Origin of the sequence: Corallococcus praedator, from assembly GCF_003612125.1 — a bacterium.
In the GTDB taxonomy this organism is placed as follows: Bacteria; Myxococcota; Myxococcia; order Myxococcales; family Myxococcaceae; genus Corallococcus; species Corallococcus praedator.
Map to the genome: position 1 here is coordinate 1 of NZ_RAWI01000075.1, position 14,177 is coordinate 14,177.

Genomic DNA, 14,177 nt, shown 5'->3' on the forward strand with positions numbered 1-14,177 from the left:
GTGGGAGGGGGCGCGTGGAGCGAGGTGCTCACCACGCACGAGCGCGAGGTGCTGCGCATGCCACAAGGGATGGACTTCGCGGACGCGGCGGCGCTGCCGGAGGCGTACCTGACGGCCTGGGACGCGCTGGTGCTCCAGGCGGACCTGCGGCCCGGGGAGACGGTGCTGGTGCACGCGGTGGCGAGCGGCGTGGGCTCCGCGGCGGCCCTGCTCTGCCGGGCGATGGGCGTGCGGGTGGTGGGCACGGGGCGCAACGCCTCCAAGCTGGCGCGGGCGTCGGCGTGGGGCGTGGAGCGCACGGTGGTCTGCGAGTCCTCGCCGCCCGTGTTCGCGGACGCGGTGCTGGCCGCGACGGGAGGCCGGGGCGCGGACGTGTGCCTGGACCTGGTAGGCGGCAACTACCTGCCGGAGTCGCTGAAGGCGATGGCGCCCCGGGGCCGGCTGATGCAGGTGGGTTCCGTGGCGGGGAGCCGCGCGGACGTGGACCTGGGCGTGGTGATGCGCAAGCGGCTGCGCATCACGGGGACGGTGCTCCGGAGCCGGCCAGCGGAGGAGAAGATGGCCCTGACGCAGGCGGCAGAGCGGCAGTTGCTTCCGCTGTTCGACTCCGGCGCGCTGAAGGCCGTCGTGGACGAGGTGCTGCCCATGACGGACATCCGAACCGGGTTGGAGCGGATGGCGGGCAACACCACGGTGGGGAAGCTCGTCGTGCGATGGGATGACTAGGCCTTGCGCCCGGGGCTCCGCTTCCTGGCCGTACGCGGTGAGGGTGTTTCAGGCGAGGAAGACAGCTCCGCCTTGAGCACCTTCGCCGAGGCGCACCGGCGCCAGGCTTCCTTGAGCAGGGATTGCAACAGAGGCCGTTTCACCGTGGTGAGCTGCACGATGACCATGGGCCAGTCCTGGTAGTGCGGCGTCACCCGGAAGACGTCTGGCTGGGTTTGCAGCAGGGCCTCGCGGTGGTCGAAGTCCACCTTGATGACGATGGAATCGTCGTCGAGCACCCGCGCGAAGAGCTTGTCGCTCACGCGGAACCCCGGCGTGCCGTAGGAGGGACGCTCCTCCGTCGCGGGCAGCGCCAGCGCCAGTTCCCGCACGTCGTCCACCGTGAGCCGGCCCTTGCGCTTCACCGGCTTCGCCACCTGCTTCAACGTCTGCTTCCGGGCCGCCATGGTCGCGCCGACCTCCTCGTTAAAACGTGGACTCCTTTGGATGCAGGAGCTTCCGGCGTTCTGCCCCCTTGCTACCTTTCCACGGGTGAGTGAGCAACAGCCCCAGCCCTTCGGCCGCTACGAACTCCTGGAACGCCTGGGGGCCGGCGGCATGGCGATGGTCTACCGGGCGAAATACACAGCGGGGCCGGGCATCACCAAGACCGTGGTCATCAAGCGGGTGCTGAGCGAGTACTCGGAGGACCCGGCCTTCGTGGAGATGTTCCTCAACGAGGCGCGCATCTCCGTGGGGCTCAACCATGGCAACATCGTCCAGGTCTTCGACTTCGGACAGGTGGACGGTGAGTACTTCCTCGCCATGGAGTTCGTTGACGGACAGCCCCTGTCCCGGGTGATGAAACGACTCAAGGGCCGGGGATTCTCCTGGATGCCCGCCCCCCTCGCCGTGAGCATCCTCATCGAACTGTGCCGGGGCCTGCACCACGCCCACATGCGGACGGATGAGCACGGCGTGCCACTGAAACTCGTGCACCGGGACATCTCTCCCGACAACGTCCTCGTCAGCTACGAGGGCGAGGTGAAGGTGGCCGACTTCGGCATCGCCAAGGCCCGGCTCGCGGGCAGACCCCAGACCGAGGTCGGCATCATCAAGGGCAAGTATCCCTATCTTGCTCCGGAGCAGTTGAAACAGTGGCCCGCGGACGCTCGCGCGGATGTCTATGCCGCGGGCGTCGTCCTGTTCGAATTGCTGTGCGGCGAGCGGCCCATCATCGGCAACGAGCTGGAGATCTTCCAGCGCGCCACCGAGGGGCGCCTGACGCCCGCGCGGAGCCTCAATCCCAGCCTGGATGACGACCTGCTGGACATCCTGAAGCGCGCGCTCGCGCCCATGCCAGGCGACCGCTACCAGAGCGCCGAGGCACTGCAACAGTCCCTGTCGGACTGGATGGGCTCGCACGCGTCCCGCCTCCCCACCCATGCCCGCAAGCTGTTCATGACCTGGGCATTCGAGGAGGAACTGGTCGCCCAGCACCGCTCCGTGCCGCTCCCGGACTCATTCGTGCGTCAGCTCCAGGCCTGGCGCCACGCGCGGCTCCTCGTCACTCCCTCCGGGGCGGGGACGACCGACACGCCCCCGTCGCCCGCGATGCATGAGTGGCCGGTGCTTCCCGCGGAGTTCGTTCCCAAGAGCCTTCCTCGGAAGCTCCCGGAGCCACCGGCCCCCATCGTGGAGCCTGCCCAGGAGCAGCCCAAGCAGCGGTCGCGCGTGAGCACCCTGCTCTCCAGCGACGCCTTCTGGTGGCAGCTCATGGTGGTGGGGATTGGGGTCATCTTCGGACTGTTCATGCTGTTCAAGATCATCCGAGGCCCGCGTACCTCGACGCCCTCTATCGTGTATGAGCCTCCATCCAACGCCCCCCGTTCTGCCTATGAGCTGGGCAAGGACCTCCTGGCGCAGGGCCATCCAGAAGCGGCGATTTCGTACTTCCAAACATGCCTGAGCAGGACTCGCGAGGACGCGGACTGCCTCCTGGGCCTGGCGAAGTCCCACGAGGCCCTGGGGCAGTGGGAAAAGGCGCGCGACGAATACCAACGGTTCCTGGAGGACCATCCCCTGCGCCCGGAAGTGCGCACCGCCCTCGATTTCCTCAAGGCCCATCCCCCCTGAGGGCAGCCAGGCATCACGGAAGCCGTTGCACGCCGGAGGCGGAACCGTATCCTGCGCCGCCATGGCTACCCACTTCGACCCCGCCGCCGCCGCGCAGCCGGGCTCCGGCATCTTCGGCCTCCCCCACTCCCCCGACGAGGCGCACGTCGTCGTCATCCCCGTGCCCTTCGAGGCCACCACCAGCTACGGCGGAGGCACGTCCGACGGACCCGCCGCCCTGCTGGACGCCAGCCGTCAGGTGGACCTGTTCGACGTGGAGACCGGCCGCCCCTACGAGCGCGGCATCGCCATGCTGGAGGCCCCCGCCGAGCTGCACGCCTGGAACACCCAGGCCAAGGAGCGCGCCCAGGTCGTCATCGAGGCCGGTGGCATCGAGGACGGCACTCCGGAGCTCCTCGCCGCCGCGCGCGACGTCAACGTGTTCAGCGAGAAGCTCAACGACCACGTCTACCGCACCGCGAAGCACTGGCTGGAACAGGGCAAGTGCGTGGCCGCCGTGGGCGGAGACCACGCCATCTCCTTCGGCATCATCCAGGCCCACGCCGAGAAGTACCCCGGCATGGGCGTGCTCCACCTGGATGCGCACGCCGACCTGCGCGTCGCCTACGAGGGCTTCACCTGGTCGCACGCGTCCATCTTCTACAACGTCGCGGAGCGCATCCCCGGCGTGAAGACACTCGTCCAGGTCGGCCTGCGCGACATGAGCGAGAACGAGCACCGCTATATCGAGAACTCCGGCGGGCGCATCCAGGCGTTCTTCGACGCCACCCTCCAGCAGAACCGCTTCGACGGCCTGCCCTGGAACCAGCAGGTGAAGCAGATCGTCGACAAGCTTCCGCAGCAGGTCTACCTGTCGTTCGACATCGACGGGTTGGACCCCGTGCTGTGCCCGCACACCGGCACGCCCGTGCCCGGCGGCCTGTCCTTCCCGGAGGCCACCGCGCTCGTCGCGGGCGTCGTGCGCTCGGGCCGCACCATCGTCGGCTTCGACCTGACGGAGGTGGCCCCCGACCCCGAGGGCAGCGAGTGGGACGCCAACGTGGGCGCCCGGCTGCTCTACAAGATGATCGGCTGGATGCTGAAGTCGCAGAAGGCCTGAGCGTCAGGCCCCACGCGGCAAGGACACGCTGAACGTCGCACCCCGGCCGGGCACCGACTCGGCCGACAGCGAGCCTCCGTGCAGCTTCGCCAGCTCCGAGGCCACGTAGAGCCCCAACGACTCGCCCCGGGCCGGTCCGTCCGGGAAGGGCTGGAACAGCCGGGGCAACTCCGCTTCGGGGATGCCCGGCCCCGGGTCGCTGACCCGCACCAGCACGCGCTCGTCGGAGACCCGCAGCTCCACGCGCGCCCCACCCTGCCGGGCCGCGTTGGACAACAGCACGTCGAACACCTGCCCCAGGCGAACCACGTCGAAGCGCAGCGCCACCGGCTCCGGGGGCACCGACAGCTCCACCGGAACTTCGGGCCCCCGCGTGCGACACCGCGCCACCGAGGCCTCCAGGTGCCCGCGCAGCTCCCCCTCCACCGGATGCAACGTCAGGCTGCCCGCGCTCAGGCTGGCCGCGTCCTGGAGGTACTGGCCCATCCGCTCCAGCGACTGGAGCTGCGCGCCCAGCGCGAGCACCGCGTCCTGCTTCGGGGGCGACAGGCCCTCCAGCTTCAGGAGCTGCTCGCGCGCGACCTCCAGCGGGCCCTGGAGCGTGCGCGCCACCCACTGGCCCAGCGCCTCCACCGGCGTCGCGGCCTCGCGGGACGTCCCCGGGGCATTCTCCAGCACGCGGCGGATCAGCGCCTCGAAGTCGTTGATCTCGAACGGCTTGTTGAGGAACGCAGTGGAGTCCGGCGAGCCGTGCTGGAGCACCGCGCTCAACAGGATGATGGGCACCTCGCGCAGGCCGGGCTCCTGCTTCAGCCGGCTGCACAGCTCCATGCCGCTCATGCGCGGCATCATGTGGTCCGTCACCACGAGCTGCGGCCTTCGCGAGCGCGCCAGCGCCAGCGCCTCCTCCCCGTCCCGCGCGCGCACGACGTCGTGCCCCAGGTCCTCCACCACTTGGCTCAGCACCTCCAACACCGCCGGTTCGTCATCCGCGACCAGGACGAGACTCATGTGACAGGACTCCTGCCCCCGCGGGCTTCAAGAAACACGCCGCGCCGGGACGCAGGCTCAGGCCCGCCCTCACCCCCAGGTGCGCAATCGGACGGGGGCCGGGACGTTCTGCCTGAAAGTGCGTTCGCTCACGGTTGCACCTTCAGGTCCCTGGTCTATGAAGAGCGGGACGCCGCATCCAGACACCCCGGGAATGGCTGGGGCCTTCCCGACATTCAGACTGTCTTCCGGGAGACGATTCCTGGCGGCGCACGGAGGAAGGGCATGAGGGCAGGACACATCCGGTGGGGGCTCTTGCTGGTGGGGCTGGCCCTGTCACTCCCCGCGCAGGCGGACCTCTCCCGGCGCCGCAGCGACGTGGTGGAGGTCGTCCAGAAGGTCTCCCCGGCGGTCGTCTACATCGGCACCGAACAGGAGGTGGAGTCGCGCTTCCGGGGCCGCGCCCGCTCGCCGCTGGAGGAGTTCTTCGGCCAGGGCCTGGCGGAGCCGGAGACGCGCCAGCGCATCCAGGGCCTGGGCAGCGGCGCCATCATCGACGCGTCCGGCATCATCGTCACCAACGACCACGTCATCCGGGGCGCGTCCGCCATCCACGTGGTGCTCGCGGACGGGCGCACGTTCGACGCGGAGGTGGTGGGCAGCGACGCGAACAACGACCTGGCCGTGCTCAAGGTCAACGCGAAGGAGCCCCTGCCCACCGCGAAGCTGGGCACCAGCTCCGACCTGATGATTGGCGAGACGGTGGTGGCCATTGGCAGCCCGTTCGGCCTGAGCAAGACGGTGACGGCGGGCGTGGTGTCCGCCACCGGCCGCACCTTCCGCGCCGACGACCGCGTCTACAACGACTTCCTCCAGACGGACGCGGCCATCAACCCGGGCAACTCCGGCGGGCCGCTGCTCAACGTGGACGGGGAGATCATCGGCATCAACACCGCCATCTACGCGAACGGTCAGGGCATCGGCTTCGCCATCCCCGCGGACAAGGTGCGGCGCATCGTGGAAGAGCTCACGCGCTTCGGGAAGGTGCGCCCCGCGTGGGTGGGCATGGACACGGCGAACCTCCCCGCGCAGGTCGCCGCGCGGCTCGGGTGGGATCGCACGTATGGCGCCGTGGTGACGAACGTGGAGCCCGACAGCCCGGCCGCGCAGGCAGGCGTCCAACGCGGTGACGTGGTGGCCGAACTGGGCGGCTCGCGCATCCAGGACGCCGAGGATTTCGACTCGCGCGTGCGCGGTTATCCCGCCCGCTCGGTCTTCCCCCTGGTGCTCTTCCGAGCAGGCGGCAACCGTACGGTGCAGGTCACGCCGATTGAATTTCCAGCCCGCCTGCTTGAAACCCTGGCGTGGGAACGTCTAGGACTGCGGGTGAAGGAGAATAAAAACGGGATGGCCATTTCAGCGGTCCGTCCGGGCTCCGCCGCGTCGGAGATTGGCCTGGAGCCGGGGGATGTGCTGTTGCGGATGAACAATCAGCCGGTGCCCACGGCTGACACTTTCCGTGAAGGCCTGCTCACGGCGCGACGGGGGCGTAGCGTGCTGTTGCTCGTGCGTCGCGGGCGCTACGCGTACCACCTGACGCTGCCGTTCGAAGGGCAGAGGCTGTAGTCGTTACGCGGGGATTCCAGGATCGACGGGAAGGGCACTAGCATGCCGTTCCCATGAGTTCGCCTCGCTACCAATCACTCGGTCCCCTCCTCGCCGGAGAGGGCTCGCGGGCCTTCCTCGGACTGGCGCTGGAGGACGGCGCCACGCCCCGTCCCGTGGTGCTCATCTGGGCACCGCCTGAAATCGCCCAGAACCCGGAGCTGGTGGCGCGGCTGGAGAAGGAGACGAACCGCGCCCTCGTCTTCGAGCACCCGAACATCCTGCGCGTCCACGGTCTGGAGAAGCTGGACGGCGGGCTCGCGCGCGTCACCGAGTTCGCCGACGGCGAGCCGCTGCGGCGCGTGCTCGAAGTGCATCCGCGCATGTCGCCCGCGTTCGCGGCGCTCGTCGTCGCGGATGCGGCGATGGGCCTGCACTACGCGCACGTCGCGGGCAACGACGATGGTTCGCCGCTGGTGCACGGAGACATCCGGCCCGAGACGCTGATGGTGTCGTTCAGCGGCTTCACGAAGGTGACGGGCTACGGCGCGCTCTCCGTGGCGCCTCGCGAGCGCGGTGGCAAGCGCGTGAAGAACCGCCGCGCGTACACGTCCCCGGAGCAGCTGCTAGGCGGACGCGAAGCCGTCAACGTGCAGTCGGACGTGTTCCTGCTGGGGCTCACGCTGCACGAGTGCCTCACGGGGAAGATGCCTTTCAAGGAGTCGGCGGATCCGGACAAGGCGGTGCTCAACCGCGCGCTGCCGCCGATGCCGCCCGACGTGCCGCTCAAGCTGGACGCCGTCGTGCGCCGGGCGACGACCAAGCGCGCACTGGAGCGCTACCCTTCCGCGCTCGCGTTCCGCGAGGCGGTGGTGGAGGCCATCGGCAAGCTGCCGACGCACGAGTCCTTCGCGGAGCACCTGGCGAAGCTGTTCCCGCCGGAGAGTGATGCGCGCGCGGCGCGGCGCAAGACGATCGAGCTGGGCATCGCGGACGCGCTCGCGAAGGCCGGCATGCCGGCGCCGCAGATCGCGGAGGTCCTGGCGCAGGGCGCGGGGCTCGCGGAGCCCGTGAAGAACCTGGTGCCCGAGGTGAACTCGGCTCCGGCGTCCACGGGCGCGGCGAGCACCGCGGCGTCCGGTGCGCAGGCGACGAGCACGGGCGCGGTGGCGGCTTCCTCAAGCGCGGCTTCGTCGGGTGCTGCGTCCGTGCACGGTGCGAACGCGGGCGCGCAGGCGGCGGCCTCGCACAACGCGAAGGCGGACACGCAGGCCTCGGCTTCTTCGCCTCCCGCGAACGCGCAGGCATCGACCGCGAGTCCGCAAGCTCAAGGAGCCAATGCGGGCGCGCAGGGCTCCGCTTCCACCCCGGGCGCGCACGCTTCGGCGCAGGCAGGCGCTCAGGGTGCCGCTTCCACCCAAGGCGCGCACGCTTCGGCGCAAGCAGGCGCTCAGGGCACGCAGGCCCAGACGCCCGCGCACGGTGCGGCGTCTACCCCTGACGCACGTCCGGCGGGCCCCATCTTCGGTGGCGCGGCGAGCCCCACCACGCAGGTGTCCGCACCGGCGCAGAAGTCCTCGCGGGCGTGGATCCCCTATGTCGTCGGCGGGCTGGCGCTGACGCTCGGCGCGGGCGCGGTGGTCATCCAGCGCCAGCTCCAGGGCACCATGACGGTGGAGACCTTCGACGCGGGCATCCCCGCCGTCGTGGCCGCTCCCTTCGACGCGGGTGTCGAGGACGCGGGTGTGGAGGATGCCGGCATCGTGGATGCGGGCCCGGTCATGGGCATGTTGGATCTCACGGTGGAGCCGCGCGTGGAGGTCACGCTCAACAGCACCACCACGCTGCTGGGCCGCACGCCCCTGTCCGTGCCGCTGCCCCCGGGCCGGCACCTGCTCACCTTCACCAACGGCGCGCTCGGCATCTCCGTGTCGCGCACCGTGACGGTGGCTGCCACCGGTCGCTCCGCGTTCCAGTTCTTCCTCAACAAGGCCTTCATCAACGTGCGCGGTCCCGCCGGCGCGAACGTCACCATCGATGGGAAGCCCGCGGGCACCGTCCCCGTCGAGGAGCTGGACGTGTACGAGGGCTACCACCGCCTGCTCGTCACCGTGGGCCCGTCGCGCTGGCAGAAGACCTTCACCATCGAGCCCGGCCAGCGCGTCAACTTCGACGTGAACTTCGAGGAGCCCCAGGAGGCCGAGGAGTAATCCCCGGCCCCAGTGCCTGCTAAAGCCCAGCGCCCTCCACGGGTGCTGGGCTTTTTCTTTGCCCTGGTTCGTCGGACGCCCTTGCTTGCATTGCAGCCGCCTTGACCCACGGCGTCCTCGCTTGATTGAAGGAGCATGGCCATGCGTGTCCGAGCCTGCGGCGTCCTCCTGTTCCTTCTCGCATCGTGCGCGACACCCGCGCCGAGGCCGAACGCGTCGGCAGCCGGGTCCCTACGGCTCGCGAACCTCCAGAAAGCAGCCACGTTGCCGTGGAGGGACGACGGGCGATGCGTCGTCCGTGAGGCGTCCCAATCCTGGCCCCTGGTCGTGGAGCGGTGCTTCCAGTCACTCGACACCCGCAGGATTCACTTCCGCGATACCCAGCGTCGCTGCCCCGTCGCTTCGGCGGATGTCGTCACGCTCGAGACGATGGTCGGCATCTGCCTGCTGACGCAGCCTGAAATCGCGGTGGGCGCGGTGCTGATCATCGGCGCGGTGGTGGTGGCGGTCGCCATCCAGGAGCAATTGAACGCGTACGAGTTCAGATGGCCCTACCCCGAAGAAGGGACCGCTGGAGAGACAGCGGAGCCCGCGACTGGAACGCAGTCCGCGGAGCAGCAGTCCCTGGCGTCCCGACGGCCCAAACCGGACGGCGCCTCTTCAGGACAGGACTGGTTTCCGCCAGGGCCGCCCCCGTCCCCTGAGCCGCACGAACGCCGTCTCGAATGTACGCCCCGGCCCGTACCTCACCTGGGCGGCGACGCCCTCCACAACCTGTGTGCCGACAAGGTTCCGAAGAATGAATTTCCCGGTTCGGATGTGCTTGTCAACGGGAAGCGGTTCGATGCACTGCAACTCCGCCAGCGCCTTTTGTGGGAAGTGAAGACCGACAACTTCGACACATACCCGACCTTCCTCCGGACGCAGGTCATCGAGAACCAGCTCCCCGAGTTGCAGCGCGAACGAACTCTCGCCAAGGCTTGCGGATTCGACTTCCGAATTGGAGTGAGCAGCGCCGCGCACCGAGACGCCCTGCGCGATCGGGATATCACCCTCAACGTCGTCGTCATGGACTGGTGCTGACATGTCGGCCACGCCGCGCTCTCTCATCCTCGTTGCCTACGCGCCTGCCCTCACGGTTGACGACAGCCGCCCTCTGGGTGTCGTTCATGGAATGGAACGGGCGCTCCGCAGCTTGCGCCTGGAGTGGCGGATTGATGAAACAGGGCGCCCCATCGCATTACCCCGGCGCGACTCATGGCTTGAAGAGGCAGCTGCTCGCGGCCGGTTTCCGCTCCTTTGCAATGGTGACGAAAACCACCCCGTGACGGTATTCGGTTCGGGAAGGCCGGCCGGCATCTCTCCTGGCAACACGCCGCAACTTGAGGTCCACGCGGAATTGCCCATGGACCCAATTGGAATTTCGGCGTCGGCACAGCTGCTGGAGCAAATAGCGCATGGCGCTCACAGCTTCTGGGGACGCATCCTGCCGGATGGCATGGGGGCGACAATGGCTCTCCAGGTTCGCCATCCATCGGATGAGCCACGGGTTCCCCCACGGGGGCTGCCAGTGCTCAAACTTCCAGAGAAAATCCTCTCACCCGAAATCCCACATCATCTTGGGTGGCTGAACTACTGGTCGGCCGCCACCGCGCGGACCCTCGGGTTCCCGGACCCCGCGCGCGACGCGGAGCTGCTGTCGCGTGCTCGGCGGACCTCGACGGGAGGATGGATCGTCCAGCTCACGGACGCGCCGCTCGACCTTGACGACCCTTCCCACCTGGAAGCGCTCCTGCGCGCCTACGAACGTTTCCCTGCGATTGGCGGACGCGCTTCCCCCTGATGCACAACAACCCCCAGAGGCCGGGACGTCCATCCCCGGCCCCCTGGGCCCTCCATCACAACCGCATCAGTCCCAGCGGCTGTTCAGCTTCAGCGTCCACTCGCGCAGCTTGCCGTTGCCCACCCCCGACGGGTTGACGACGTGCAGCTTCCACAGGCCGTTGATGGTGCCATCACGCGGGATGCCGCGCGTCACCGGGATGCGCTTGGGCGGCGTGCCTTCGTTCGGCCCGTCCCACAGGAGCGCCGTCTCCCCACCCGGATCCTCCAGCGTCAGCACCAGCTTGGACGGGTTGTTGTGCGCCAGGTCCAGCTCCACCGTGATGTCCTCCGGCACCGTCGCCAGTCCCACCACCGGCTGCGAGGACACCTGCGGCGTCGTGTTGCCCTGCAACGTCAGGTCCGAATACGCCGTGAACTCGCCCTCCATCCACGCGGGCCGGCACCAGCCCTCCGTCGCACCCGACGCCAGGCCGTGGCACGTCAGGTTCGCCTGGCACGGCACGAACAGCGAACAGGACTCGCCGTCCCCCGGGGTCGGCGCCGTGGTGATGCAGCGGCCATACGGGCTGGAGGCGTCGTTCGGGATGCCGTTGCACCAGAGGCCCGTCTGACACGTCGCCGCGCCAGTGCAGGGCTCACCTTCGGCCGCCTGCTGCGTCGCCGTCTTGAGGTTCTGCAGCGACGTGCCGTCCACCGCCGGCAGCCGCCCCAGCTTCAGGATGTGGAAGAACGGCCGCGCCGCCACGATGGCGTTCGCCGCCGCCGAGGACACGCCGTAGTTCGACTGCAACGCCCCCGCGCTCTGCGCGTTCGCCACCGCCAGCGCCCGGCGCGCCTCGGCCACGTTGAACGTCACGCCCTGGAACGTGCCCACCCAGCCGTCCACCGGCAGCTCCACCCGGCCCGTGCCCCGCGCGTAGGCCTCCAGCGCGGCCAGCGCCGCCGGACCCACGTTGGGCACCGCGTCCACCTGCTCGATGGAGACGAAGCGCCGGTCATCCCCGGTGTGAAGGACGCCGTCCGGGCCCTCGCGCCAGTCCATCAGGCTCTGCGCGGCCAGGAGGTTCAACGGCACCTGCATGTCCAACACCGCCAGCGTCGTCGAGTAATCGTTGAGGAACAGCACCACGCCGTTGCCGGCGGGCGTGCCCGTGGCCAGCTCCTGCCCCTGCGACGCCAACGCGGGAGAGGACCCGTCCGACACCGCGGCGGCGCCGCAGCTCAACAGGAGAGGAATCGAGGAAAACGACAGGAAACGTCGGAGTCTGGAGGTCATGGCCTCCATGTACTCCATGGAAGGGGGGCCTGTCGGTGACGTATCAGGTCCCGCCCTGATACAGACCGATGACGCCGTGCACCTGGTCGGTGACGTGCTGGAGCGTGTCCGCCGCCACGTGGGTGGCCTCCACCCGGGCCACCGACGCCTCCATCATCGCGGTCAAATCCGTGACGGCGGCGAAGATCTGCGACACGCCCGCCGACTGCTGGCTCACCGACGCCGAAATCTGGCGGACGGCATCCGCGTTGCCCTGCACCAGACCCGACAGCCTGCGCAACCGGTCGCCCGACTCCCGGATGCTGTCGATGCCCCGGCCCATCCGCTCCCCTCCCTGGCGCGTGAGATCCACCACCCCCTGGATGCGCGAGCGCGTGTCCTCCAGCACCGAGCGCACCTGCTGCGTGGCCGCCACCGACTGCGACGACAGGTTGCGGATCTCCCGCGCCACCACCGCGAAGCCCCGGCCCACGTCGCCCACCCGAGCCGCCTCGATGGCCGCGTTGATGGCCAGCACGTTGGACTGGTCCGCCAGGTCCTGCACCGTCCGGGTGATGCCGCCAATCTTCTCCGTGTACGCCGCGAGCCCCTGGATGCGCTCGGAGAGGTCCTCCACCTGCGCGCGGATCTCCGCCAATCCCTCCACGCTGCGTCCAATGGCGTCCTCCACCGCCGCGCCCACGTCCCCGGCCTCCTCCGTCGAGCGCAGCACGCGGGTCGCCTGTTCGGAGGCCACGAGCGACGTCTGGCGGATCTGCTCCGCCGTCACCTGCGTCTCGTTCAGCGCGCGGGCCTGACGGGCCAGGTCCGCACGCTGCTCCTTCGTGGACTTGGCCAGCGTCCGCATGGAGTCGCGCAGCGCGTCCGCGGAGCCCACCAGCGGCCGGACGACCCGCTCCTCCACCGCGTGCCGGGACAGCTCCAACTGCGCCTCCCGCACCGCCGACGCCCTCAGGTCCCGCTGGCCCTGCACACAGGAGACGATGAGGAAGATGTCCTCGAACACCACCCAGGCCGCGTGCTCCATCCACCGCCAGGACTCCTTCGCGTGCGCCCCGAAGATGGACTCCGGCCAGAACGCACCGCGCAGGAAGTGGTCCGCCGCCACCACGCCGCTGAACGTGATCAGCACCCGCCAGTCCCGGTAGATGGCCAAGAGCGCCAGCGAGCCGAAGATGTGGAAGTGCGTCTCGATGCGGCCCCCCATCAGGTGGATGAGCAGCCCGGACATCAACGCCTGTCCCACCGCGATGACGTGGCGCGTGGAAGCCTGACCGGAGCGCGTCAGCGCGAGCACCACCGGCAGCCCGCCAAAGAGCAGCCCCATCCCCACCGCCGCCCAGACATGGAAGTGGACCGCGCTCTGCAGCCCGGCCCACGCCCGGGGCGACAGGAACAGCGCCGCCGCGAGCCCACCCACCCACTGCAACACCATCAGGACGATGAAGGTCCGGTCGGTGCGCTGGCTCAATGCCAGACACTGCGCTTCGAAGAGCTGCCGCGCCCGCAAGGCCACGTCGGCGTCGGACAGGTGGATTCTCATCACGGGGTCTCGCCAGACGGACGCGGGGGTGTTTCCAGGGCACAGCCAAAGACAGGCGCCGCGGGGCTCCCCGGCACTTGCGAGCCCACGAGCGCCCGGATGGCGAGGCTGCCCGCGCTGTCGCCCTCATGGCCCCGCGCGGGGGTGATGCCTCCGCTGAAGCGCTCCTCCCCCTCCGGCGAGAACAACACCACCTGGCCGGACGTCCGCGCGCCCAGCTCGCGCGCCGCCTTCCCATCCACGTCCGCCACCACCTCCACGCCGGGCAGGGCCTGGGCGCGCGTCCACAGCTCCGAGCGCACGAAGTCCGGGGGCGCTTCGCTCGGTGCCCAGACGAACACGCGCGTGGCGAGCCGACCGCCCGCGTGGGCCGTGAGCTTCCCAAGCTCCGTGAGCGTCGCGCGCGAGCAGGGACACTGGGGATGGAGGAAGACGAGCAGCGACCACGCACCGGGGCCGCGCACGGGCGCGAGCAGTTCCGGCAGGTGCGAGGGCGGCGTCGCCGCGGGGCCGGCCGCGCTCGCGTGCGACCACATCAGCCCCGTGCCCAGCGCCGACGCCGCCAACCAGAGCCCCACGAACCACGGCAGGGCCACGCGACGCAGCGCGAACTGTTTCAGACCCTCGTCACGCGATACCCGGGCCGGGGCATCCAGGGGGCCATGGGCATCTATCGGGGCGGCCATGCACGGTCATGCTGGAGAGTCCCCGTGTCATTGGCAATACGCATTCAAGCAAGCAGGCCCAGACCTTGAGACAAGGAAGTGT

The 14,177-nt window shown here is 69.5% G+C and carries 12 protein-coding genes; 7 read left to right on the top strand and 5 right to left on the bottom strand.

Features of this window, described 5'->3' with window-relative positions:
• A partial coding sequence (locus D7Y13_RS12680) for a zinc-binding dehydrogenase (RefSeq protein ID WP_120630684.1) occupies positions 1-726 on the top strand: 726 nt, incomplete at its 5' end.
• Here the strand turns inward: D7Y13_RS12680 and D7Y13_RS12685 are convergent.
• On the bottom strand, positions 723-1,172 hold the full coding sequence (locus D7Y13_RS12685) for an MmcQ/YjbR family DNA-binding protein (RefSeq protein ID WP_120582696.1): 450 nt from the start codon (positions 1,170-1,172) through the stop codon (positions 723-725). The genes D7Y13_RS12680 and D7Y13_RS12685 overlap by 4 nt on opposite strands.
• Before the next feature lie 85 nt (positions 1,173-1,257).
• Here D7Y13_RS12685 and D7Y13_RS45690 point away from each other — a divergent pair, with 85 nt between their 5' ends.
• Positions 1,258-2,841 (top strand): protein kinase domain-containing protein, encoded by a 1,584-nt coding sequence (locus tag D7Y13_RS45690; RefSeq protein WP_233595350.1) that lies wholly within the window; start codon positions 1,258-1,260, stop codon positions 2,839-2,841.
• A gap of 61 nt (positions 2,842-2,902) precedes the next feature.
• On the top strand, positions 2,903-3,940 hold the full coding sequence (locus D7Y13_RS12695; protein WP_120582694.1) for an agmatinase family protein: 1,038 nt from the start codon (positions 2,903-2,905) through the stop codon (positions 3,938-3,940).
• A gap of 3 nt (positions 3,941-3,943) precedes the next feature.
• On the opposite strand, the gene D7Y13_RS12700 is transcribed toward D7Y13_RS12695, so the two are convergent.
• Entirely contained in the window at positions 3,944-4,951 is a 1,008-nt protein-coding gene (locus tag D7Y13_RS12700) for an ATP-binding response regulator (protein WP_120536976.1), read from the bottom strand.
• A gap of 264 nt (positions 4,952-5,215) precedes the next feature.
• Between D7Y13_RS12700 and D7Y13_RS12705 the strand changes: the two genes are divergently transcribed.
• The 4 genes from D7Y13_RS12705 (at position 5,216) to D7Y13_RS12720 (ending at position 10,588) form a co-directional block, all read left to right on the top strand.
• On the top strand, positions 5,216-6,556 hold the full coding sequence (locus D7Y13_RS12705; protein ID WP_120536977.1) for a trypsin-like peptidase domain-containing protein: 1,341 nt from the start codon (positions 5,216-5,218) through the stop codon (positions 6,554-6,556).
• Between the two features lie 53 nt (positions 6,557-6,609).
• Entirely contained in the window at positions 6,610-8,745 is a 2,136-nt protein-coding gene (locus tag D7Y13_RS12710; RefSeq protein WP_120582693.1) for a serine/threonine-protein kinase, read from the top strand.
• A 327-nt stretch (positions 8,746-9,072) separates the two neighbouring features.
• On the top strand, positions 9,073-9,828 hold the full coding sequence (locus tag D7Y13_RS12715; RefSeq protein ID WP_341870408.1) for a DUF6310 domain-containing protein: 756 nt from the start codon (positions 9,073-9,075) through the stop codon (positions 9,826-9,828).
• A 1-nt stretch (position 9,829) separates the two neighbouring features.
• Entirely contained in the window at positions 9,830-10,588 is a 759-nt protein-coding gene (locus D7Y13_RS12720) for a DUF5953 family protein (RefSeq protein WP_120582691.1), read from the top strand.
• Between the two features lie 66 nt (positions 10,589-10,654).
• Here D7Y13_RS12720 and D7Y13_RS12725 read toward each other — a convergent pair whose 3' ends face one another.
• From D7Y13_RS12725 to D7Y13_RS12735, 3 genes are read right to left on the bottom strand one after another with little or no spacing between them, the layout of a single operon-like run.
• The gene (locus D7Y13_RS12725) at positions 10,655-11,866 is read right to left on the bottom strand and encodes a proprotein convertase P-domain-containing protein (protein ID WP_120536983.1); all 1,212 of its coding nucleotides are present in this window, start codon (positions 11,864-11,866) and stop codon (positions 10,655-10,657) included.
• Between the two features lie 43 nt (positions 11,867-11,909).
• The gene (locus D7Y13_RS12730; RefSeq protein ID WP_120582690.1) at positions 11,910-13,409 is read right to left on the bottom strand and encodes a methyl-accepting chemotaxis protein; all 1,500 of its coding nucleotides are present in this window, start codon (positions 13,407-13,409) and stop codon (positions 11,910-11,912) included.
• Complete coding sequence (locus D7Y13_RS12735; protein ID WP_147444219.1) at positions 13,409-14,095, bottom strand: thioredoxin domain-containing protein; 687 nt, start codon at positions 14,093-14,095, stop codon at positions 13,409-13,411. The genes D7Y13_RS12730 and D7Y13_RS12735 overlap by 1 nt, the downstream gene beginning before the upstream one ends.
• Positions 14,096-14,177: the final 82 nt, after the last annotated feature.